This window comes from Maribacter corallii (genome assembly GCF_047345415.1).
Taxonomy (GTDB): domain Bacteria; phylum Bacteroidota; class Bacteroidia; order Flavobacteriales; family Flavobacteriaceae; genus Maribacter_C.
Window position 1 is genome coordinate 509870 of the sequence record NZ_JBLFEP010000001.1, and the last position, 24298, is coordinate 534167.

General features: G+C 43.8%; 16 protein-coding genes and 1 tRNA gene. 8 read left to right on the plus strand and 9 right to left on the minus strand.

The features are described from left to right. Positions 1–501 precede the first annotated feature (501 nt). Together ACKWCA_RS02310 and ACKWCA_RS02315 are read left to right on the plus strand one after the other, a co-directional pair. Positions 502–3612: a SusC/RagA family TonB-linked outer membrane protein gene (locus tag ACKWCA_RS02310; RefSeq protein WP_413976520.1), complete on the plus strand. Its 3111-nt coding sequence runs from the start codon at positions 502–504 to the stop codon at positions 3610–3612. Positions 3613–3654: 42 nt separating this feature from the next. After that, positions 3655–5325, plus strand: coding sequence for a RagB/SusD family nutrient uptake outer membrane protein (locus ACKWCA_RS02315; protein ID WP_413976521.1), 1671 nt, complete (start codon positions 3655–3657; stop codon positions 5323–5325). A gap of 96 nt (positions 5326–5421) precedes the next feature. On the opposite strand, the gene ACKWCA_RS02320 is transcribed toward ACKWCA_RS02315, so the two are convergent. The 5 genes from ACKWCA_RS02320 to ACKWCA_RS02340 form a co-directional block, all read right to left on the minus strand. Further along, positions 5422–6456: a substrate-binding domain-containing protein gene (locus ACKWCA_RS02320; RefSeq protein ID WP_413976522.1), complete on the minus strand. Its 1035-nt coding sequence runs from the start codon at positions 6454–6456 to the stop codon at positions 5422–5424. 86 nt (positions 6457–6542) lie between these two features. Next, the gene (locus tag ACKWCA_RS02325) at positions 6543–7073 is read right to left on the minus strand and encodes a 3-keto-disaccharide hydrolase (protein ID WP_413976523.1); all 531 of its coding nucleotides are present in this window, start codon (positions 7071–7073) and stop codon (positions 6543–6545) included. Positions 7074–7165: 92 nt separating this feature from the next. Continuing rightward, positions 7166–8287, minus strand: a complete 1122-nt coding sequence (locus tag ACKWCA_RS02330) for a DUF6807 domain-containing protein (RefSeq protein ID WP_413976524.1) — start codon at positions 8285–8287, stop codon at positions 7166–7168. Next, positions 8238–9596 (minus strand): Gfo/Idh/MocA family protein, encoded by a 1359-nt coding sequence (locus tag ACKWCA_RS02335; protein ID WP_413976525.1) that lies wholly within the window; start codon positions 9594–9596, stop codon positions 8238–8240. Before ACKWCA_RS02335 ends, ACKWCA_RS02330 begins: the two co-directional genes overlap by 50 nt. 10 nt (positions 9597–9606) lie before the next feature. Further along, positions 9607–10980 carry a 3-keto-disaccharide hydrolase gene (locus ACKWCA_RS02340; RefSeq protein ID WP_413976526.1) on the minus strand — a complete coding sequence of 458 codons (1374 nt, stop codon included), beginning with the start codon at positions 10978–10980 and terminating at the stop codon, positions 9607–9609. Positions 10981–11175: 195 nt separating this feature from the next. Between ACKWCA_RS02340 and uxaC the strand changes: the two genes are divergently transcribed. Beyond that, entirely contained in the window at positions 11176–12582 is a 1407-nt protein-coding gene (gene uxaC, locus ACKWCA_RS02345; protein ID WP_413976527.1) for a glucuronate isomerase, read from the plus strand. 163 nt (positions 12583–12745) lie between these two features. On the opposite strand, the gene ACKWCA_RS02350 is transcribed toward uxaC, so the two are convergent. Next, the gene (locus ACKWCA_RS02350) at positions 12746–15139 is read right to left on the minus strand and encodes a TonB-dependent receptor (protein WP_413976528.1); all 2394 of its coding nucleotides are present in this window, start codon (positions 15137–15139) and stop codon (positions 12746–12748) included. A 188-nt stretch (positions 15140–15327) separates the two neighbouring features. Here ACKWCA_RS02350 and ACKWCA_RS02355 point away from each other — a divergent pair, with 188 nt between their 5' ends. Then, the gene (locus tag ACKWCA_RS02355; protein ID WP_413976529.1) at positions 15328–16356 is read left to right on the plus strand and encodes a sensor histidine kinase; all 1029 of its coding nucleotides are present in this window, start codon (positions 15328–15330) and stop codon (positions 16354–16356) included. Next, positions 16353–17060 carry a LytR/AlgR family response regulator transcription factor gene (locus ACKWCA_RS02360; protein WP_413976530.1) on the plus strand — a complete coding sequence of 236 codons (708 nt, stop codon included), beginning with the start codon at positions 16353–16355 and terminating at the stop codon, positions 17058–17060. Before ACKWCA_RS02355 ends, ACKWCA_RS02360 begins: the two co-directional genes overlap by 4 nt. Before the next feature lie 99 nt (positions 17061–17159). Here the strand turns inward: ACKWCA_RS02360 and ACKWCA_RS02365 are convergent. Continuing rightward, a tRNA-Leu gene (locus tag ACKWCA_RS02365) sits at positions 17160–17240 on the minus strand. Positions 17241–17401: 161 nt separating this feature from the next. Between ACKWCA_RS02365 and ACKWCA_RS02370 the strand changes: the two genes are divergently transcribed. The 3 genes from ACKWCA_RS02370 to pth all read left to right on the plus strand — a co-directional run bounded on the left by ACKWCA_RS02370 (position 17402) and on the right by pth (position 19820). Beyond that, positions 17402–18343, plus strand: a complete 942-nt coding sequence (locus ACKWCA_RS02370) for a ribose-phosphate pyrophosphokinase (protein ID WP_413976531.1) — start codon at positions 17402–17404, stop codon at positions 18341–18343. 115 nt (positions 18344–18458) lie between these two features. Beyond that, a complete protein-coding gene (locus tag ACKWCA_RS02375; RefSeq protein ID WP_413976532.1) occupies positions 18459–19106 on the plus strand; it encodes a 50S ribosomal protein L25/general stress protein Ctc in 648 nt (215 codons plus the stop codon). A gap of 84 nt (positions 19107–19190) precedes the next feature. After that, complete coding sequence (gene pth, locus ACKWCA_RS02380) at positions 19191–19820, plus strand: aminoacyl-tRNA hydrolase (protein ID WP_413976533.1); 630 nt, start codon at positions 19191–19193, stop codon at positions 19818–19820. A gap of 5 nt (positions 19821–19825) precedes the next feature. Here the strand turns inward: pth and ACKWCA_RS02385 are convergent, their stop codons facing one another. Together ACKWCA_RS02385 and ACKWCA_RS02390 are read right to left on the minus strand one after the other, a co-directional pair. Further along, positions 19826–20506 (minus strand): hypothetical protein, encoded by a 681-nt coding sequence (locus ACKWCA_RS02385; RefSeq protein WP_413976534.1) that lies wholly within the window; start codon positions 20504–20506, stop codon positions 19826–19828. After that, entirely contained in the window at positions 20503–24288 is a 3786-nt protein-coding gene (locus ACKWCA_RS02390; RefSeq protein ID WP_413976535.1) for a reprolysin-like metallopeptidase, read from the minus strand. The genes ACKWCA_RS02385 and ACKWCA_RS02390 overlap by 4 nt, the downstream gene beginning before the upstream one ends. Positions 24289–24298: the final 10 nt, after the last annotated feature.

Below are 24298 nucleotides of genomic sequence, written 5' to 3' on the forward strand. Positions count from 1 at the left end.
TAACTTGACTGAAAATTCGAAATACTGGTCGAAATGAATCGGAAAAAAGATGAACTACACAAAAACAACTTATTTATACCACGAATTTTTGACCTCATGATAGACTCAAAAAGCACATCTAACAAGTATTCATGATTAATTATTCACAATATTCAAACCTCTTTTCTGTGTTATTTATATATAAATCACATAAAAATCAAGAAATAGATTTTTTTTGATCAAATCTATTCCTATATTCGTTAACGTACACGCATTGTTACGTTAACGTTCACGAGACAACTATCGAAACGATTCACGGTACACTTTCAAAAAACTAACAAAAAAACGCACACCGATCATGATAAGTACCAGCAACAGCCCTTGACTTTTTTTGAAAGAGCGATTGCGTCATATAAGACCATACTGCCTTCTTTCCTTCGAACTTTTCACGTACTAGCTATTCTTCTATATTCTAGTACTACGGATAAACAACTACTTAACTAACTTAAATTAGAGCATGATATGAAAAAATTACACGTAAAGAAACTTAAGCCAAAGGCACGAAGTTTATTGTTATCGGTCCTTCTCTGCATATCGACCGTTTCGCCTCTTGCGGCAAATACAACTAATGCATCCGCCCTACCGGAAGCAATTCAATCTACGATTACCGGTACCATTACTGATGAAAGTGGTATTCCACTATCCGGAGCCAGTGTTGTGGTGAAAGGTACTACTACAGGGGCCGTTGCCGATTTTGATGGAAACTACACCATTAACGCAGCTTCCGATGCTACCTTGGTATTCAGCTATGTCGGGTATGCCGCCTTAGAGGTTGCCGTCAACGGTAGGTCAAGCGTTAATGCTTCCCTAGAACCTGATGCCGCAGCGCTCGACGAAGTGGTACTGGTCGGTTACGGTACTCAAAAAAGAGGTGAAGTAACAGGTTCGATCGAAACCGTTACCGCCGAGCAATTGAGCATTGTTCAGGTGGCGAGCAGTATAGATGCCATTAAAGGTCAAATTGCGGGGGTCGATGTTCAATCACAAGGGGGTCGACCAGGTCAAAACCCAACGGTACGAATTCGTGGGCGACGGTCTATCAGTGCTTCCAACGACCCTTTATATGTAGTCGACGGTATACCACTCATAGACGGACCGAATTCCATGGCGGATATCAATCCGGATGACATTGCATCGATGCAGGTCTTAAAAGATGCCGCAGCAACTGCCGTATATGGCTCCAGGGGCGCGAACGGTGTCATCTTGGTTTCTACAAATCGCGGCAGGGTCGGCAAAACAAAAGTGACCTACAGTAGCCGTTACGGAATCACCTCAGCGGTACGTACGGTAGATATGATGAATGGCGAGGAATTCGCCGCCCTTAAAAGAGAATCGAGAAGAGTAGGTGTCAATGACGGTGACCCGGCTTGGAATGGAGTCATCCCGACCGAAGCGGAGGTTTTCTTAGACCCGGTAGAATTGGAGTCCATTGCCCAAGGGCGATCGACCGACTGGCAAGACTTGGTGCTTGGTGATGGTTGGCAGACCAACCATCAATTGGGTATCAGTGGTGGATCGGAGAATACGACCTTCAGCACTTCTATTGGTTACTTCAAAGAACAGGGGATTATCAGTAATCAGGATTTCGAACGTTTTTCCGGTCGCTTGGCCGTAGACCATAAAATCAACGATATCTTTAAAATAGGTGCTTCATTTCTCTTGGCCAAGACCGAACAAAATTGGGGATCCAACGCTACGGTACAGGAAGCCTTGGCCAATAACCCATTGGGGGTACCTTATGATGAAAATGGCGAATTATTATTTCTACCTACCAATGATGGTATACGAACCAACCCCTTAAGCGAATTAGTGGAAGGTGCCTATATAGATGAACGCACCCAAACCCGGATATTTGCACCAATATACTTTGATGTGAATATTATGGAAGGGCTAAAGTGGACCACTACTTTCGGCCCCGATATTCGAATCGGTAGACGAGGTAGGTTTGCTGGGAGTTTGACCAATACCAACCGTGGAGGACCAGGTTTCGCCGAAATAGAGAACATCAATGATTTTGGATATACACTCGAAAATTTATTGACCTATAATACCGCATTGACCGATCGTCAAAATTTAAAGGTCACATTATTACAAAGTATTCAAAAATCACGAATAGAACGGTCCTTCGGCAATGCTGCCGGTATTCCGTATGAATCACAGTCCTTTTACAATTTGGCATCTGGCACACAAGGTGGTGTTGTCGAATCGAGTTTAACAGAGTGGGCCTTGGCTTCCTTTATGGGAAGGGTCAATTACGATTTCGACGGCAAGTATTTATTTCAAGCTTCCCTAAGAGCGGACGGTTCCTCAAGATTGGCGCCTGGTAATCAATGGAAGTACTTTCCCGGGGTTTCGGCCGGTTGGCGAATCGACCAAGAGGACTTTTTAGCGGATACATCGGTGTCCGAGTTAAAACTTAGAGCTTCTTATGGCGAGGTCGGTAATACTTCTGTCGACCCTTATCAAACAGCTGGAAGACTAGGCAGTACTGTCTATGCCTTTGGGGAGGCACCTGCACTTGGTTTTGGATTGGATGAAATACCTAACGAAGATTTAACGTGGGAGGTTTCAAAAACTTTGGACGTCGGTTTGGATTACGGCCTATTCAACAATCGACTAGTAGGTTCCATTGATTGGTTCCGTACCAATACCGTAGACCTCCTGTTACGAAGAACCTTGCCTACGACATCAGGGTATGAAGAGGTGCTTCAAAATGTCGGAGCCACCCGAACCACAGGTGTAGAATTCAGTGTAAGTGCCGGTATCATCGATAATGATGGTGACGGGTTTAATTGGGACGTGGACTTGAATATTTCCACCTATAAAGAGGAAATCGTAGAACTGGCATTAAAGGATGAAAATGGAAATCCTGTAGACGACACCGGTAATGAATGGTTCATTGGGCAACCCATCAGTGTATTTTTCGACTATGAAAAAATCGGTATTTGGCAAGCCAATGAGGTAGCGGAAGCACTTGCACAAGATAACAAAGTACCCGGTGAAATCAAGTTAAACGACCTCAACGGCGATGGAGTCATCACCCCTGAAGATCGTAAAATATTGGGTACGGATGTACCGGATGTTTATGGTGGTTTCAACAATAAGTTTTCTTATAAAGGTTTTGATTTGGGTGTTTTCTTTGTCTACAGACTCGGGCAAACGGTACAGTCAGGTTTCAACGCCCAGAACAACTCCTTATTTGGACGGTATAATAACTTGGATGTGGATTATTGGACTATCGACAATCCGACAAATGCGAACCCAAGACCGAATGAAAATCAGGAAAGTCCAAGAAATGGGTCAACACTTACCTATTTTGATGGCGGCTTCATCAAGCTTCGGAATATTTCCTTAGGTTATAACCTGCCTGAATCGATAACGACAAAACTAGGCATGGAAAAGTTGCGACTATCCGTTTCCGGACAGAATTTGTTCTTTATCACCGATTTTCCGACCTACGATCCAGAAGTTGGGGAAACCTTTAACGATGATGGTGAGCGTCAAAACGCCGTGAATAGTGGAATCGTACCAAGCAATAAGATGTGGTCATTAACTTTAAATGCCACCTTTTAGGGGATAAAAAATTGTTAGTTTAAATAGTATAATTTAAATATTATGAACAGAAAAATTTATATAATCTTAGTTTCAGCGCTGGTCTTTGGCATGAATTCCTGCGATGATTTTATAGAAGAAGAACTGATAACCGATGTTTCAGCAGCCTCCTATTACACTACTCCAGGTGGTTTACGAGATGCCGTCAAAGCGACCTACGCCAGCCTAAAGCCCTTTTACGGGCAAGAAATCGGTGCTGCCATGACCACCTTCGGTACGGATATTTGGACAAACGGTGCCGATGGGGGACATAAATTCTTTAATTTTTATGATGGTCAACTCAATGGAGAATCAAGTTACATCAACCAATCTTGGACTACGTGGTACCAGGGCATCAACCAAGCGAACGCCGTAGTCAACCGCTCGGCGGATGTGGAAATCGATGATACGGAAAAGACCATACTATTAGGGGAAGTACGCTTTTTAAGAGCATACTATTACTTCCATATCGTCACCACTTTTGGCGACGCCCATTTGAGTTTAGAGGAAACCGAAGGTGTTGAAGTAGAAGCCAATAAAACACCCCAGGCCGAGATTTATAGTCAGGCCATCATACCGGATTTGGAGTTTGCCATTGCAAATTTACAAGATGAACCATTTGATGGGGATTATGGTCGGGTTACCAAGGCCGCGGCTGAATTTCTATTGGCCAAGGTATTGCTAACTCGAAGCTATAAATCATTCGCTGAGAGTACGGATGCTTCAACAGCGGAGACCTTGTTCGGGAATGTTATCAACAATTACAGCTTCTCGCTACTCCCCAACTATGCCGATTTATGGGATATCGATAACCAAGAGAACAGTGAGATGGTGTTCGTGCTTCCCAATTCGAAATCTCAGGTCGATAGCGGCATTGACGAATTTGGACATCGTTGGCACCTTTATTTCTTGCACGAATACGATGTGCGAAGAGGTATGACCAGGGATATTGCCAATGGTCGCCCTTGGAAAAGACACCGGCCAACGGATTTTATGTTGACCCTTTGGGATCGGGATATCGATTCGCGTTATGACGACTCCTTCAAACATGTTTGGTTCGCCAATAAGGAAGAACCAGCCGTTGCAGCAAATCCTGATACGGGTGAACCGGCTCGCGCGGCGCTCGCAGTTGGTGATACGGCTATTTATATTCCCGGCCCCGGCAAGGATATCGACTGGCCCCAATCAAGACAAGATGCCGTACCCTATCTCGTATACACCAATGATGAATATGATGAAAGGCGATTTCCTTCTATGAACAAATGGATCGACCCTACACGGCCAGATCGTCAAAAAACACAAGGACAACGTGATTTCATATTGATGCGCTTGGGTGATGCCTATTTGTTGCGGGCGGAGGCGAAGTTGGCGCAAGGCGATGCCGCAGGCGCTGCCGACGACATCAATGTGATACGCATGCGAGCAGCTGTACCCGGTCAAGAAGCGGCAACACAAATTACCGCAGGTGATGTGGATCTCGACTTTCTCTTAGATGAAAGAGCTCGTGAATTGACAGGTGAAGGACACCGCTGGTGGGATTTGGCGCGAACAGGAAAACTAGTGGAACGTACAAGATTGTACAATCCTTTCGCTTCACCCAACATTCAAGATTACCACACCGTGCGGCCGATACCGCAGAACCAAATAGATCGTACCCAAGGTGGATATGCGCAAAACCCGGGATATCCGCAATAAATAATAGAGTTAGTTTAGTTTGAGTTAGTTTGGTCCTCCCGTTGTTCTATGAATAATGGGAGGATTTTTTTGATTTGTAAGAACGGCCAAGCCGAATCAAAGGGAAGAGAAATGTTCTTTGACCATGATTTCAACCGGAATGTCAAGTTGAAGCTCGGAATCGTCTTGTTTGGTCAAAAAGTTGAATAGGTTTTTGATGGCAACATACCCCTGGTATTTCGGTTGTTGATTGATCAAGAAATGAATCTGGTTGTCTTGTAGATATTCCAAGTTCTTTTTGTTCAAATCAAAACCCATTAGAAACGTGTTGCTGACCTCATATTTTGAAAGTATTTCAGGAATGAGATGCGCTCTTGAATTGGTCACGAAAATACCCTTCAAATCATCGCCCTTGAACCATGATTCCATTTCCGGGGTAACCCTAAACGTATCATTCAACGGGTGGTTTATCGTATTGATAGACACGTCTTCTCCTATCGAATCGAAAAATGCCCGAAAACCATCTTCTCGCTGCTTGTTGTTCACTTGTATCCCACGGTCATTCAAAATATTAACAATGAAGTACTTCCCGGAGCTCCCTACCAGACCGTGTAGTAGTCTACCGGCAACCATTCCGGCAACATGGGAGTTTTGCCGGATAAAATAGGCTTTGTCATTTAGCTCGATCTCGGTGTCAAGAAAGACAACCGGCATGTTCCTTGATTTTGCCTTCTTCAAAAGCGTATTGCACTCCTCTTGAAAGAAGGGCACGGTAATGATGGCATCATAATTTTTTAAAAAAATCACTTCGCTGGCTTTTTTGAACGAAGCCGAAGAACCCGCAAATTGATAATCATCTACTTTAACCCCAAGCTCTTTAAGTTCATCGAGCGCTTTGTAGACTCCTTCTTTGGGTAGCCTCCAATAGCTGTATTCATTATCTGTTTCCGGGGTTAAGACGGCAAATTTTATTTTTTTAACGGAAGCGAGCTTTAATCTACTGGCCGTCATGTTTTTTTGATAGCCCGTTTCCTTAATGATTTTCAGGATTTTCTTTTCCGTTTCTTTCGAGACACCACCTCTCTTATGCAGTACCCGATCAATGGTACCGATAGAGACGTTTGCCAGTTTTGCAATCTGTTTTATACCCATAGCGAGTAATGGTGATTATCTTTAACGGCCCGAAAGGTAACATCTTTACGTTGGAATCTAAAAATTTAATCGGTCAAGGCGATTCTTTATAGTTCAGCAACCGAAATATTCTTGAACTGAATCGACATATCCCTATTCGGGTGGAGCTGGATGCCAATAGGGCCTTCTAAATTAGCATCCTCCAAGGTATACGTCATTACTTCAACCCCATTCAACCATACTTTATAGGTATTGTCTACGGCGACGGCACGTATCGTGTTCCAATCCTGCATTTTTAATAATTCCGCTATTCCTTCGGCTTCTACAGGATATCCTTGTTTTGGCACATATGGCGATCCTGTCATATCCCTTTTGAGCGAACCTGACTCTCCTATTTGTACTTGCGGATTTTTTTCATCGTCACCACGCATAAAAATTCCTGAATCCACAGTGCCTTGACCGAATTTAAAATCCATTTGGACTACAAAATTCCTGTACTTTTTCTTTGTCCACAAAATTGATCCCTTTTTATCGGGATCACTTTTTGCCCACAACGCACCAGAGTCAATGGACCACCAAACATTACCCTCAGGAACTTCCCAATGGTCTAAATCCGTACCATCAAAGATGGTTGTCATTTGGGTTTCAGTCGTTTGCCCTGTGCAATGCATTACAAAACAGATCAAAAAAATGAAATATATAGGTTTCATACGGATTTGTTTAAGTTGTATTATCGATTGAAATCAACGGAATAGCGTTCAATTTCTTCCTTTGAAAGCGATGTGCCATTATGTATGAGCACACGGTATTTGAATGTGGTAGACTCCCCTTCGTTCAGCTTAAAGTTCAATGTTTCCTTTCCGTCGGAGAATATCGCCTGTCCCAAAGGGTTCGCCGCGAAAAGTCCATAACCTCTTGCATGCCAGTATGTAGGGTATCCGATATTTTTGTTATGGTCGATAATGGTTATCGACACCGACTCATCATCCATAGCCCCCTCTAGTTTGACCCATTCATTTCGAGTACCCCAAACATCGCCGCCCGTGAGACCTTCACTACCGAGGTAATCTCCTTTTACCCCATCGTTGTTCAACACCTGTACTTCGGTCACATTGCCTTCGGCGTCGGTATACTCGGCCGGTTTATCTGAAGGCAACTCCAATTCGCGGGTCACACGTATACCGATCATGCCTTCTTTGTTATCTTTGAAAGACACGTCTGCCAACGCCTTGAGGGTCGTACTTCTGTCAATACTCCTGGTATTTTCATTCTCTGTAAAGCTAAACTCGGTAGTTTCTTCCAAAAGATCAACTCCATCAGGAGTTCGCCAGTAAGCCTTGACGGATAGCGTTCCCGTTTCTTCGTCCATTTGTTGAATCTGATCATGATGAATGGTACCGTACTTGTGCTTTTCTTCCTCGGGAATGGCGTATGAATTGTTCCAAAAATCCAAACCATTGACGTCGCCATAATTCAACCAAAGTCCTGCATGATGAGGATGATCTACCCGTTCATTGGGCCTAGGTTCATAAGGAAATCCTCGAGTGACCGTTTTTCCACTTGTAGTCAGTATAGGATACAAGATGGGTTTCGGTGATTGGTCATCGTAAACATAGCTCGTAAATCGTTTGCCCGCTATAGCAACGTCCACCTTATTGTTGGCCTCATCGTGTATGAATTCTACTCCCTTCGAATCGACCACTTCGTTCTTACTTTCAGTCACTTCCTTTTTTTCCTTACAGGCCGCGGATAGCATGACCAGTAGTAAACAACAACATCCTATTTTCGATTTGGTCATCACCTTAATATTGAAAGACGTTACCGCCTGCAAGTACATCTTGGGTGGCTTCATCAAATGTGGCTTTGAGTCCCGTTCTCAGGGCAGCCGTTGTCATGATATTGGCGATCGAATGATTGTATCCCGCCTCGATCGGGCCATTGGTGGTTTCACGGCTACGAACACATTCCATCCAATTCAGCATATGCATGGTGGTCATATTATCGGCGCCTGTATTGGCTGAAGTAACCACTTTGGGAGCGTTTTCGGCCAAATCGAAACCTTCAAGTCTGTTTGGTTCCATGCTCATGGCCTTTGCAAATCGCTCGGTCAATCCACCGTTGTCACTTACCTTATTGGTATCTAGGTTCAATTCACCGGCATTTGAATAATAGATCTCTTTGGTACCTCCGGCCGAATTGGTAAAGCGGGAAGAATAAGTCACCTGAAATCCGGTATCCAGATCGTCTGTTGGACCATAATCGAAGACAGCCGACATGGTATCAAAGTTCTTTCTCCCGTCTTTCCACAAATAAATGCCTCCGTTGGCCGCAACACTTCTCGGATGGTTCAGGCCTGAAAACCAATGTACCGTATCAATCTGATGCGACATCCATTGCCCTGGTATGCCCGAAGAATACGGCCAAAACAGTCGGTACTCCAAATATTTTCGAGGATCCCAAGCCGCTTCAGGGCGATTCATTTGATACCGTTTCCAATCGGTATCCGACTCTCGTATTTCACTGGTCAGTTTAGGCAGACGCCATCGTCCTGGCTGGTTGACGTTCCAAGTCATTTCAACCATCACGATGTCTCCGAACTTTCCTGATTTAATATAATTGTTAGCGGCGTGGTAATTTGCGCCACTTCTTCGCTGAGAGCCTATTTGAAATACGATACCGGCATCCTTTACTGCCTTCATACCAACCCGCGCATCTGCCATGGTTTCGGCAAATGGTTTTTCACAATACACATCTTTTTTTGCGTTGGCCGCCTGTACGGTGTGTAGGGCATGTTGAAAATCCGCTGTGGAAATAATGACCGCATCGATATCATTTTTATCGTACATTTCTTCATTGTTGCGCCAAGAGGTGATTTTGCTACCGGTCACTTCCTTGACCTTGGCCATACCTTCCTCACGTCGCCGGTTCCAAATATCGGATACTCCAATAAGTTCAAAGTTCTGGGCTTTGCTCAGACTATTGAACGCTGGCAATAGCGCCCCTTTAAAGCGATTTGAGAATCCTGAAATCCCCACTCGAACACGGTCATTGGCTCCGATTATTTTCCGATAACTGCTTGCACTCATCGCATTTGCCCCTAAAACGATCCCACCGGAGGCCAATGCGGTCTTTTTGATAAAATTCCGTCTAGTTTTTTTCATAATGTGCCTTTTAATATTCCCTTATTTTGATATTTTTAAATGAAACCTCATCTCCATGATCTTGTAACAGGATCAATCCTTCTGGCAAGCGACCGAAATTATCCCATTTCTCATATTTGCTTTTCTCTACCAAGGCCGCAAAAAGTTGACTGAATCGATCGAACTCGACAACTTTTATTTGATTGAGCCAATGTTCTACATGTCCTCCTTTGACGAGGATACGGGCATTGTTCCACTTCCCTACTCCCTTGAAGTTCTTTCCTCTAGAACTTCCATTGTTCTCAGCTCGTATCAAATCATACAACGAGCCCACGGTTCGATTTCCGTTCTTGCCCTTTTTGGCATCCGGGTGCTTCTCATCGTCCAGTACCTGAAACTCCAACCCAATGGCCGACCCTTCTCCTTTATTTAATTCGGAGTCCACAAAATATTTGATTCCGCTATTGGCGCCTTCCGTAATCTTGAAATCGACACTAAGCTCAAAATCACCAAAGGAATTTACAGTGACGATATCCCCTCCGTTGCGTGATTCCTGTCCTCCAGAAGATAATACCGTAAGAATGCCATCTTTCATGGCCCAACCATTTTCAGGAAAACGGTCCAACTTCGCACCTCGCCAACCTGACGTGGTTTGACCATCCCAAAGTAAACGCCATCCCTTTCTCATTTCGTCTTCCGTCAAGTTATGATGTAGATAACTGATTTCCGGTACATCACTGTCGACCGCTTTACGCGATTTTTCCAAATCGGTAGTCTTTATCTTGATGTTTTTCCAGCGTACTGTTTTCCCCTCTAAACTCTCGTCGTGAATGCTGTGTACCTGAAACGCGATAAACCCTTTTGACGTAGTATTATCTACGAGATTAGCGCATTGTATATCATTCACCCAAGTTCTAATTTGCGAACCAATGGCCTCAATGCGATAATGATTCCATTGCCCTGACACGAATGCCTCCTGCCCTTTTGGATTACGTGAGAGTGGATATAACCAGCCGTTTCGTGCTTCATCATAAACACCACCGGCCCATTTTCGTGAGCTCGTCTCGATTTCACATTGGTACCCGTGCACCCTTCCGTCCATATATTCAGGCTTGCTCAAACTTCGAAATTGCACCCCGGAGTTCAAGCCGTTTTCAACCCAAACGTCAAATTCAAGAATGAAGTCGCCATATTCCTTTTTAGTGGCCATAAAACTATTGGGCGTACCCATTTTCGAAGTTCCGATCAATTCATTGTTCTTGATATCATATTTAGCATCCCCGTTGAGCTGTTGGAAATTCTTTACATCTTTTCCGTTAAATAAAACTTCCCAATTGTCTTGGGCCGAAAGTGTGGCTATCGTCAATAGGTAACTAAAGAAAAAGAGAGTCTTCGTTTTTTTCATATGGAAATCGGTTCTTTTGTTGTGCCTTGTTTCAAAACTATATTCAATAGAAATAAAAGGTTGGCAAAAATAATTTTCGTTAACGTTAACGAATATAAATAATATTTTTAACTTACCACTGAAAACGCTCCGTTTGTCGCCCGTTTAATGCCTAAATGGCATTTATTGTATATTACGGACAAATAAAGAACCTAAATGCACCAACCATCACGATTTATTCACGATAATTTTCTTCTTGAAAATGCATATGCCGAAGAACTTTATCATGAGTATGCTTCTAAAATGCCGATTATTGACTACCACAATCATCTGCCGCCACTACAAATTGCCGAGAACAAGATTTTCGAAAATATTTCACAGATATGGATCAGTGGCGACCACTATAAGTGGCGGGCTATGAGAACACTAGGGATAGATGAGCGCTATATTACCGGATCTGTATCCGATATCGAAAAATTTCGGAAATGGGCCTATACGGTGCCCTATACGATGCGGAATCCGTTGTATCATTGGACACATATGGAATTGGACCGTTACTTTGGAATTACAGATCTACTCAATGCCGAAAATGCCGATACTATTTACCATAAGACCTCCGAAAAATTGCAGACCGAGGCCTTCAGTTGCCAGCAACTGCTCAGCCGAATGAACGTGGAGTCTTTGTGTACGACAGACGACCCTATCGACCCGTTAGAACATCATCGTAAACTGGCGGACAGTGATTTTCAGATCAAGGTCAGTATGGCCTTCAGGCCCGATAAGGCCATTTTCATCGGAATGGATTCCTATATCGCCTATTTGGAGAACCTGGGCGAGGTTTGCGACATTTCAATCGATTCTTTTGATACGCTTTGCGATGCACTCCGAAACCGGGTCGCTTACTTTCATGAAAATGGTTGCCGCCTCTGTGATCATGGTTTCGAACATATGTATGCAGAAGATTTTTCAGAGACCGAAGTGAAAGCCATTTTTCGAAAAAAATACGATGGCCTTACGCTTTCCGAGGAAGAAGTACTTAAATTCCAAAGTGCTATTCTTCAATTCCTCTCCACACTCTATTACGAGTTTGGATGGGTTCAGCAGTTTCATCTCGGTGCTCTGCGCAACAACAACAGTAGAATGCTCGATAAAATAGGTCCTGATACCGGTTGGGATTCCATTGGCGATTTCCAACAAGCCAGCAGTCTCTCCCGATTTCTGAATACCATGGATCGTCAGAACAAACTAACAAAGACCATCATATACAACAATAACCCTACGGACAATAATATGATGGCGTCCATGATCGGGAATTTCAATGACGGCAGTATCAAGGGCAAGGTTCAATTCGGATCGGGCTGGTGGTTTATGGATCAAAAGGAGGGGATGACCGACCAGATGAACGCCCTATCCAACATTGGCCTCATCAGCTCATTTATTGGCATGTTGACCGATTCAAGAAGCTTTCTCTCCTTTCCAAGGCATGAGTATTTCAGGCGCATACTTTGCAACCTTTTCGGGAAGGATATTCAAAATGGTGAACTGCCGAACGACATGACTTGGATCGGTAAATTAATCGAAGACATTTGCTACCACAATGCCAAGGAGTATTTTGATTTTTAATTGAAAAGGTGCCCTCATCCATTACTTTAGGTTCCAACTATTGAAACCTTCTCGATGAAAAGAAAAACGTTGTCTTGGTTAAGGCCGAATGAGAACGGAGTTTTCTATGATTCCTTCTGTCGATACCCAGACCTCAGCGGATGGTGTGATTCTTGAATGGCGCTTAGCGTCTTCTTCGTTGTCCGGAATATTGCATCGCCTCACCTTTACCGAAACCGTAGCTAAACCCGAGCGCAACAAAGCGACCTCGAAGACGACGACTGTAGACCTCGAAATCGGCCTGTGCGATTTGGTTTTCCCTGATTCGTGAAGCGAATAGGTCTCTAACGCTCAGATTAAGTACCGCCTTACCTTTCATTATGTTCTTTCGTAGACCAAGGTCCATAAAAACCTGGTCGCTTACCACGCCTTGTACGGTTCGAAACCTAGACCTATAGTTTCCGGTCATTTCAAGGTCGAAATCAGCAGGGAATTTGATTTTGGTCATCAATTTTGAAGACCATTGGTCTCCACTGAAATCAAAGACCGCTGATTCAAAAACCCCATTACGGTTAAATTGACTATAATTGAAATCACTGTTAAGCGTCAGCCATTTTGCCGGGCTGTATTTTGCGTTGAATTCGATTCCCGTGGTACCATTGGTACCGATATTTTCAGGCCTGACCGTATTCACATTGTTTTCAAAAATGGAAACCCGTTCAATAACATCGTCGGTGTATCGGTAATAAACCCCAAAGTTCAAGGAGGCCTTACCTAGAATATAAATACTGGTAATTTCATACGAATCGGTGAATTCGGGCATCAATGCAGGATTGCCCTGGCGGATACTGAAATTGTTGCGAATGTTGAAGAAAGGGTTCAAGTCCCACATTCTTGGGCGATAGATGCGTTTTGAATACCCTGCCTGTATGGAAACTTTTTCAGTAAACTTGTAGGACGTATGAACACTAGGGAAGAGATTCGTATAGTTCTGGTCATTTGCCTCATTCGTAGTGGCCAATAATGTGCCGACATTTGTCTGTTCTAGTCGAATGCCCCCTTTCACGCCCCATTTTTTCCCTTCAAACGAACCCGTACTATAGAGACCCAGCACGTTTTGATTGAATTCGAAGATATTGGTCAGTCCCGGTACGTTCACAAACGAACCGTTGACCAAATCATTGACCTCAAAATCGTTCGCCACATCGTTTAACACATACTGCACCCCTGTTTCCAAGGTCCATTTATCCGTCAAGGGGTTAGTGTAGTCCAACTTAAAGGTAAAAACGGACTCCTTAAAATCGGTACGGGTCTGTTGTGTGGCGTCGCTATCCTCTCCTGAAACCGTCGTATTGATAAACTCCGACGATTGGTCTTTTCCAAAGAAATTACCCAGAGCACTAAATAATAAAGTGTGGTCATCATCGCTTTCAAAATCCTTTTTGTATTGCAGTTCATATTGGAATTTTGGATTTCGGGCCTCGGTCACCTCAGTTCTTTGCCATTGCGAGGTGACCAGATCATTGGCATCTAGGGAGGTAAAATTGGTGCTCGAAGGTTGGTCCTCGATTTCCATGGAGAAATTTCCCGAAAGCGTCAGGACATTGTTATCATTGATATGATAATCCGTCCCTAAGACAAAATTGTAGTAGTTCTCATTGCGGAATTCCGTTCCTGTGCTCAGCACCTTGGTATTGTTGACCAAATCGACATTTCTGGTCTCAATATCATTGGGAAGATCTCGCAGACCGACACCAAGTTGACTGAAAAGGTTGAATTTTTCAGTACGTCGATTTAGACTTACGCCAACACTATGACCTGCCGGGGTTCCAGTGTTCACCGATATCGATCCATTTAACCCTTTGCGCTCCTCTTTTTTTAAAATGATATTGATGATTCCCGATGTTCCCTCGGCGTCATATTTGGCCGAAGGGTTGGTAATTACTTCAACTTTTTCGATCATATCGGCGGTAATCGTACCGAGCGCGTTACCTTCTTCACTAGCAATGATCGATGGCTTGCCATTAATCAACATTTGTACGCCCTGACTTCCCCTTAAACTAACTTGGCCTTCGATATCTACATTGACGGAAGGCACGTTATTCAACACCTCCAAGGCACTTGCGCCGGTACTACTCAAGTCTTTACCAACATTGAAAACCCGTTTGTCCAATTTGAATTCGGTACGTGAAATTTCACCTTCAACCACCACTTCCTGCAGTTGTTCCGCATCCTCGACGAGTGAAACAATTCCCAAGTCTATGGTTGGGGTAGGATTTGGAGGTCGACCGTAGGTTTTGGTTTGAAATCCTAGAAAACTTATTTCGATATAGAAGTCGGTCGCATCAGTTTCAAAAGCAAAGGTTCCGTCATCTAAAGTGGTCGTACCGGTAATCGGCTCTTTGCTATCGTTATTGGCCACCATAACGGTGGCAAAAGCTATAGGCAGTCCTCCAGACTCCTCTACGACCGTTCCCTTAATGGTTATGGTACTATTTTGCGAAACCATTTCGTTGACACCAAAAATCAAAAAACAGATTCCTAAAAAATGACTCCAATGTTTTGATGGCTTTTTCATGTTTTCTTCAACTATTCATTTGCTATCCAAAAATGAGTAATATGAACCGGTAGTAGCCTTAATTTTCCGCAAACGACAGAAACTTTGTCACAAACGACAAGCAGGCACAAAAATGTCGTTGACCTGTTGAAATCGGTCGATAGGGGATTTTCAAAACGACAACGCTAGCAAATCCGTATTTTTGAAAGATGGGCAGAGCGCTTACATTGAATAAAGATTTCCGAGCGGAAGTATTCTTTCAAGTACTGTTGCACGTGGTACTATTCCTTTTTTTTTCGTTCGACAAGAACCAACCCAGAATACAGACCTACCAGGTCGTGTTTTTCCTAAATTATGCCATTGGGGCCTTGCTCATCAACTACGTGCTAATACCGCGCTTTTTTTATCGAAAAAAGTATCTCCTTTTTTTTCTATTCCTCATTTTGATTGTTTCCGGAATCATACTTGCTGAGGAGTTTGTATTGGAACGCATCTATTTTCCTGATACCCGAGGGAAACATTTTCCAGGAATCATTTTTAGCCTACTTGACGTGATGCCCATGATCATCATCCTTGCCGGATTCAAGTTCGCCTGGGACGCCTCAAAAAAACAGCAGGAACTGGAAACGCTCAACGCCATGATCAAGGAGAGCGAACTGCAATACCTTAAATCGCAGATCAATCCCCATTTTCTGTTCAACAATCTCAATAACCTGTATTCCTATGCTATAGAAAACTCTCCGAAGACCCCTTCCATCATTTTGGAACTCTCGGCTGTGCTGCGCTATATGCTGTATGACTGTAAGGAGAACTTTGTACCCCTCACAAAAGAAATCGAGCACCTAAGGAATTTTACACGATTGAGCGAACTACAGATAGAAAATCGTGGAAAGGTCGAATTCAGGGCAAACACTAGCGGTTCTGGTTATCAAATCGCACCTTTGATATTGAATGTGTTCGTTGAAAACGCATTTAAACACAGCACTGCCAGTCAATCGGAGAATATTTCCATCGCCATCGACATTAAGGTTACTTCAACTGGACTCTTGCAGTTTCAGTGTCTCAACTCTTTTCGCCCTCAAACCAACACTGATAATCTTTCCAAAGGCATCGGCCTTGAAAATGTCAAGAAACGCTTGCAATTGATCTACCCCAATGCACACACCTTATCCATACAAGAAACCGATTCGCTGTATTCGGTGAATCTGACGCTAGCGTTAAAAGAAGGAAGTATATGATTCGTTGTATCATTATAGAGGATCAACCCCCTGCGCAGCGTGTGCTACAAAAATATATTTCGGACTACGGAAATATGGAGTTGCTCGGCACTTTCACCGACGCTCTGCAGGCCATGGATTTCTTGAGAACAGTACCCCTAGATTTAATTTTTCTAGACATTCATTTGCCGAAAATCTCAGGTATTGACTTTTTAAGAACATTGCACCCCAGACCTAACGTTATTCTAACCACCGCCTTTTCGGAATACGCCTTGGAAAGTTATGAATATGATGTAGTCGATTATTTATTAAAACCCTTTTCGTTTGAACGTTTTGTGCAGGCCATGGCAAAATTACATGTCGCAAAAAGCGGCACCCCAGACACAGAAAAGGAAGGCCGGTCACTATCCTTTCCGGAATTCATCTTTATCAAATCGGGTTACGAACATATCAAAATCAATGTCTCGAATATACGGTTCATACAATCGGATGCAGACTATACCGAATTATTTACCACCGAAAAAAAGTACCTCTCACAAGAGCCGCTGCGGTATTGGGAGGAGACCCTAGACCCTCAAAAGTTCAAGCGCATACACAAATCGTACATTCTTAACCTTTCACACATCCAAAAGGTCATTGGCAATCAGATCAGGCTCGATGAGAAAACTACCCTGCCCATCGGCCGGGCCTTTAAGGAAGATTTCATGAAATATATACTACAATGAAATTTGAGTGTATATGGACTTGAGATGTGCTAAATAGTACTGGGAAACCCATAGACAATCCAAAAAAAAGCCTTCCTTAAATCAGGAAGGCTTTTAAAGTACTCGAGGTGGGAATCGAACCCACACTCCAAAGGAACTGGATTTTGAATCCAGCGCGTCTACCAGTTCCGCCACTCGAGCTTTTCTGCCGTTGTGTACGGCATACTAAAACAGGACTGCAAAGCTAAAAAAATATTTCATTTTTAAAATGAAAATAACAACAATTATCCTTTAGCAACACAAATTAATTTTTAAATTTGCACCTCCTTAGAAATCAAGGGTTAAACGAGCGAATCATAGACATGCCATACCAAGTTCCAGAACCAAAAATCTTTGCCTGTTCCAATAGTAGGGATTTAGCGGAAAAAATTGCAAAATCCTACGGTACGGCTTTAGGTAATGTCAATTTGTCCAGATATAGTGATGGGGAATTTCAACCCTCTTTTGAAGAGTCCGTTCGCGGGGCGCGAATTTTCTTGATCGGCTCTACACATCCTAGTTCAGAAAACTTGATGGAAATGTTGTTGATGCTCGATGCGGCCAAAAGAGCCTCCGCCCGACATATTACCGCTGTGATGCCCTACTTTGGTTGGGCAAGACAGGATCGCAAGGACAAACCTAGAGTACCCATTGCCGCTAAGTTAATTGCCAAGATGTTGGAAACAGCAGGGGCGACCCGAATAATCACCATGGATTTGCACGCCGACCAGATTCAAGGGTTTTTCGAAAAGCCGGTCGATCATTTGTTTGCTTCAACCCTGTTTTTGCCTTACTTAAGAGATTTAAACCTTGACAATCTAACGATCGCCTCTCCGGATATGGGAGGTTCGAAAAGAGCATATGCATATTCTAAAGCGCTCGCTTGTGACGTTGTTATCTGTTATAAACAGAGAGCTAAAGCAAATGTTATATCGCACATGGAACTTATTGGGGATGTAACAGGCAAAAATGTTGTCTTAGTCGATGACATGGTCGATACCGCCGGCACATTGACCAAAGCAGCCGATTTGATGATGGAAAGAGGCGCTTTAAGTGTTCGGGCGATTACATCACACGGTTTACTCTCGGGCAACGCTTATGAAAAAATAGAAAAGTCGCAATTGCTTGAATTGATCGTTACGGATTCTATTCCGGTCAAAAAACAAAGTGACAAAGTAAAAGTATTGAGTTGTGATGAGCTTTTTGCCGATGTCATGCATAGAGTTCATAATAATACTTCGATTGCATCGAAGTTTTTAATGTAGCTTCGGCTAACCAATTACGTACGGGTGCCGTTCAAAGAAAGAATACGAATGTGACGCCTGAGCGCAGCCGAAGGCGGAAGAGCAGAATTAATAACAAGTAATATATAATTATATAATGAAGTCAATTACAATTAAAGGATCAGAAAGAGAAAGCGTGGGCAAGAAGGCAACGAAGGCCCTACGTAATGCTGGAAAGGTTCCTTGCGTGGTATACGGAGGGGAAAAACCATTACACTTTTCAGCGGATGAACTAGCGTTCAGAAATTTAGTGTACACCCCTAACGCACACACGGTTGTCATTGAAATGGGCGGCACTAAGGTCGACGCGATTATGCAAGACATACAGTTTCACCCGGTAACGGATAAAATTCTTCATATCGATTTCTATCAACTTTTTGCTGATAAGGAAGTTACGATGAATATTCCTGTTCGACTACAAGGTAATTCACCAGGGGTTAGAAACGGTGGAAGGCTTTTGTTTAGAAAGAGAAAACTAGTAATCAAGGCCTTACCGGACAAATTACCTGACTTTTTCGACATAGACATTTCAAAGTTGAAAATCGGTCAGAATATTTCAGTAGCATCACTTTTGAATGATGACTTTGCCATTCTACACCCAGATAGCACCGTTGTTGTTCAAGTGAAAACCGCGCGAACCGCTATTGCTACTGATGATGATGAGGAAGAAGAAGGAGCGGAAGGTGAAGAAGGAGCTGCTGCTGAAGGAGCAGAAGCACCCGCCGCTGAAGGAGCCGAGAGCTAGGATATCAGTACACTGTAAAATTGAAAAAAGCATCCCACAATTGTGGGATGCTTTTGTATTTTTGGCAAGTAACTAGGCCATAGCATGTTTGAATTTCTTAAATCCCTATTTGGCTTTAAAAAAGCTTATTTTGAAGAAGACGATCCTATGAAAAAGTTCCTTATCGTTGGTTTGGGCAATATTGGCGCTGAATACCTCGAAACCCGACACAATATCGGTTTCAAAGTTCTAGATGCATTGGCAAGTCAAGAGAGTGCCTCATTCGAATCTGCGCGCTTGGGGGATATCGCTACCGTAAAGATCAAAGGAAAGAGCATATTATGCCTAAAACCTTCAACCTATATGAACCTCAGTGGTAAGGCCCTGAAGTATTGGATGGATAAGGAAAAGATACCCTTGCAAAATGTTTTGATCATTACCGATGACATCAATTTACCCTTCGGCACCCTGCGTCTTAAGACCAAGGGCAGTGATGGAGGTCACAATGGACTTAAGGATATCCAAAACGTACTGCAATCCTCAAAATACAATCGATTTCGTTTTGGAGTTGGAGCCGATTTTGGAAAAGGAAGACAAGTGGATTATGTATTGGGAAACTGGAATGAAACGGAACGGGAACAATTAGAAGAACGGCTTCAGAAATCAAGTGAACTTATCCGTTCTTTCGTTTTGGCCGGAGTGAACATTACGATGAACCAATTTAATGGCACCTAAACCCATCAGCGCACTTTGAATTCGAAAACCCCTGAATCAGAGGAATTCCCTTCACCGTCCGTTGTGATGACCTTCCAATAATAGACCCTATCGCTCTCAACGCTCACGTCTCTAGTAGTTGACCCGTTGGTAATGGTGGCATTCAAGGAAGTCGGAGGGTTCTCAGTAGAAAAATAGAGTTCATACGTTTCAATATCGCCATCGATATCGGAACCGGACCAACTCAAAGTAACCTCGTTATTGATGTTCTTAAAGACCGATTCGCCTTGACCGGGAGAAAGTATTTCCGCTGGAAACGGCGCATAGCTCGTTTCAAAACCGGCATTGTAAAAACGCCAAGTCTGACTTGTGGTCTCTTGAAGGACTGCCGCATTCTTCGTGCTCACCAGCCAAGTATACAGCGCGCCCTTCTGTAAGGGTAGCCTAGCCGATAGCGACGCTGTGCTAATGGTTTGGGTGGTATTGGTAGCGACATTTGTTGCCCTAAGCTCATAGGTATCGGTATTGGGTGCTTCTTGCCACCTGAATTCGACCATACTTGTATTCGGCCCCGTATCGGTACCGGTTGTACATTCCGAACTATTTTCAGGAAAGACCAAGGTTGCGCTTCCCGGTGGTTTTGGTGGGTCTTTTTTCTTGCACATACTGCACAACACAGCCAATACGAATAACGCGATATACCTCATCTTTTTAGCAACTTAATGGTTTTTCTCACCTCTTCCCCTTCTAATCTAAGATGGTATAATCCTCCGGGTAGCCTTGATAAATTCAGTTCCATCTCCGAACCATTGATTTCTTGGGTAGTACTTTGGAGCAATCTGCCCTCGGCACTAAAAACATCGGCTCGAACCAAAGTAACTTGGCTTCCAAACGAAATTTTAACAATATCCACAAAAGGATTTGGATGGGCAACGGGCCCTGCGGAAACGAAAAACAATTCTTCATAAATACCCTGACATGCCAGACCTGTGGATACCTTTAAGGTATTGGCACCTTCCCTTAGATCGAGGGAAATTTTGGAGGACTCCGTTTGTGTAAGTATTCCGTTGAGCTCGACGTTATACAATACCGCTCCGCTTAAATCAAGCTCAACCACCTTAGTATCAAGGGAGACCTTCGAACTCACCCCTAAGGCTTCGGGTTCAGATACAACAACGTCAAAACAACGCTCTTCATAAACAATGTCACCATCTGTGGCATTGATACAGACCGAATAGGTTCCTGCTGTTAAATCATTGACCGAATACGTCGTGGTAAAAGTATCACTGACATCCAATCCATTACCCGTCACTTGAACCAGGTAATCCAATGCTTCGTTTGCTTCTACGGTAATCGAACCATCATTGCTCGATCGACAGGCCTCACTTTGCAGTTGTATGGTAAAGGCATCAACAGGAAACAAATATACAGGGCAACCTGTTGAATCTACCGGAGTGCCCTCTGGAGTACCCAAACATAGATCCGGGCCATCGTCAAAAACCCCATCGTTATCATCATCAGGTCTAAACGTACCTTCTGCACATATTTCCAAAGAAAATGCTTCAAGCGCACCTCCATCATCAGCAGTATCATCGGAAATGGTCAATATCCAATCGCCTTGTATCGATTCGCCATTAAAAGACGAAAGTGACCCTATAGGTTCCACAACGCCCTGAACAGCAGGGTTGTTACCACAAACTATAGGAGAACCGTCATCAGAAAAAACCGCATTCAAATCATCTGAACTATCGCAGGATTTGGCAAAAAGCGTTACTACGGTGCCTTCCGGTGAGGTGAGCGTAACGGTCAAATCTTCCAAATACGAATGGTCTATTTCTAGGTTGACCTTCAAATCTACCAAACGTAGGTCTTCAAAAAACGAAATGGTCGAGGTGACTGTTGGCGTACCCACTGCGGAAATGGTCAGCGGCAACTCGTTACTTCCGTTTTCCTGACAATTGACCGCTATGGTCGTAAAACTGAAGGGTGTGGAAAAAGCGCCTTCACCACAACTATTTCTAGGCTTTACCCGCCAAAAATAGACCGCTTCGTTATCAATATCCTGCGGTACATAGGTGGTGGTCGATACATTGTCATTTTCCACGATGTTGGCGAAGGCGATATCCGTTGCTATTTCCACGTCGTAGGAAGTCGCTTGTTGTTGTGCTTCCCATTCCAATGGTGTGCTTTTTGAGGCATCTTGCAATCCGTCGGCGGGAGAGGTCAGTACCAGTTCTGGAAAAACCGTACTAAAAACATTGACCCCAATGGTTATTTCCTTAGACCCGCTCAAAGAAGTCGCTACAACAGTTATCGGATAGTTACCTTCGGTCAAATTTTGTGTGTCCGCAAGGGTAAGGTTGACATTAGTATCAGTGGCCGTAGCCGTGGCAGGGGAAAAAGAAACATTCAATCCTGCGGGTGGTGTATCCACACTAAAGGTAACTTCTTCGGCAAAGCCCAAATAGGCCTCATATACAAAGGGGACCACCAAAGCGTCCGGCTGACAGACCTCATAGGCCAACACGTCAAAATTGAGGACGATTTCCGACGCTTCAATCGTAAAATCGGCATCATTTACGGCAAAAAAGATATTATCACTGGCCTTGACCATAATTCTGCCCTCAGTCGTCGGGTTTCCTGGTATGAGTACCGGATGCTCCCCATCGTTGGTCACATTGTCGGCAAGGATTATCGGATAGGTCAATCCACCATCTATGGACAGTAAAATATCTACTTCCGTAGCGCTTATCGGGGCCGCAAAGGTATTGGCAACATCCCAGGTAATGGTTTCGGTCTCCCCTGCAATCAGGGTACTTGCACTAGCTTGGGAAGACACCACAAAAGGTCCGGCATTATTTACTACAAAAACATTGACCAAATCCGCCGCAACCTGCCCTCCTCCTACCGCATTGTCACGGACGGTCAGGGCGAAATTAAATTCCCGCTCCACCTCCGAAACGGTTTCCCATGGGGTACCAATAGCAGGATTGACCTGTGTCAATCTACCTTGAAGTACGCTGAACAAGCCTGGAAAATAACGAGAGGGGTCTGTCGATGGTTTTCGTGACCTGAAATTGGCCCCTACGATATTCGTGGGCCCAAAATTATCCTGGGTGATCAAACCATCATCGATTTGCTCCCAGGCATAGGTCAACACATCGCCCGAATCGGCATCCGCAGCATTTCCGGTCAATACGAATGCGGTTGATTTCGGAATGGTGAAGCCCCCTATTGGATTGATGACCGGGGGTTCATTGCTCAAATTGATGACTTGGGCACAACTGATCGTATTTAAATAATCCGAAATCTGCGAAATACTGACATAGTGAAAATAGTCTTCCCCGTTTGGGGCCACATTATCATCCCCAGCGATACCCGCATAGCCCATGATAGTGGTCCCGCTACCTGGTTCCACTTGTACTTCTGCGCTAACCGTCGGCTCTTCTTGATAAGACCATGTATGATTTGCCCCGAATTGATGCCCGATTTCATGGGCGACAAAATCCAAATCGAAGATATCCCCTGAAGGAGTTGATCCCGTAGCGTAGGCGCTTCCTTTGATATTATCACGACATACCGTACCAATATCTCCCGCATTCCCATCACTCAAATCGGCCTCGTTGAATAAAATGCCAACATCATAATTACTTGCCCCAATGACGCTGTTCAAGGTACTTTGCACTTTAGGTCCTAAAATACCGCTATAGGGATCGGTTGCTGGGTTTGTATAAATAATATCTTCTGTATTGGCAATCAATTCGAGAGAAACCCCTAAATCGGTTTCAAAAACCTCATTAACACGGGTAATGGTTGCATTGATCGCAGCCAAGGCATCGGCCTTCGTGCCCCCGTGAAACTCGGTATATTCCCCCGAAGCCGAGACCGCAAGTCGAAACTTTCGTAAGACTCTACCGGTAACCGGTCTTCTAGCTGCGATGGCATCCGCGCTGCCTGAATGCTTAGATTCCGTCGTACAGACCAACTCATGGGAAACACTACTATTGGCATCCCGCGTATACAACACATATGTACCCTCATCATCTTTTTGCATGAACACATTCGGCTTGCCACTCGCCGAAACCGTCATACTTTGAATGCCCTTATGCGATACGCTAAACCTGATCCTATCTTTTGAATCGCCGATAGCGTGCCCTACATATGACTTGATCTGTGGATATTTTTTCGATAATTCTGGGGATAATACGGGTGTCTCGGAGACCTTGAAGGCAATTAGTTTCCCATGTTCATTAGGAAAATGAACGATTTGGGAGTTTCCTTTCGCAGAAAGCGCCGTGTTCAACTGTGTTTTGAACCCGGCTTCTTCAAACTTAAAGACCCTACCCTTTTGCACATCAAATTGTTTTGAAAACGCAGGGCTTATTCTATTCTTAGAAGTTTCTTGTGTCCAATACACATCTTGAGCCGTTCCGTAAAAGGAAAAAAATACTATGGTAATTGTAAAAACAAGACGTAATTTTGATACCATCAAGGGGGTT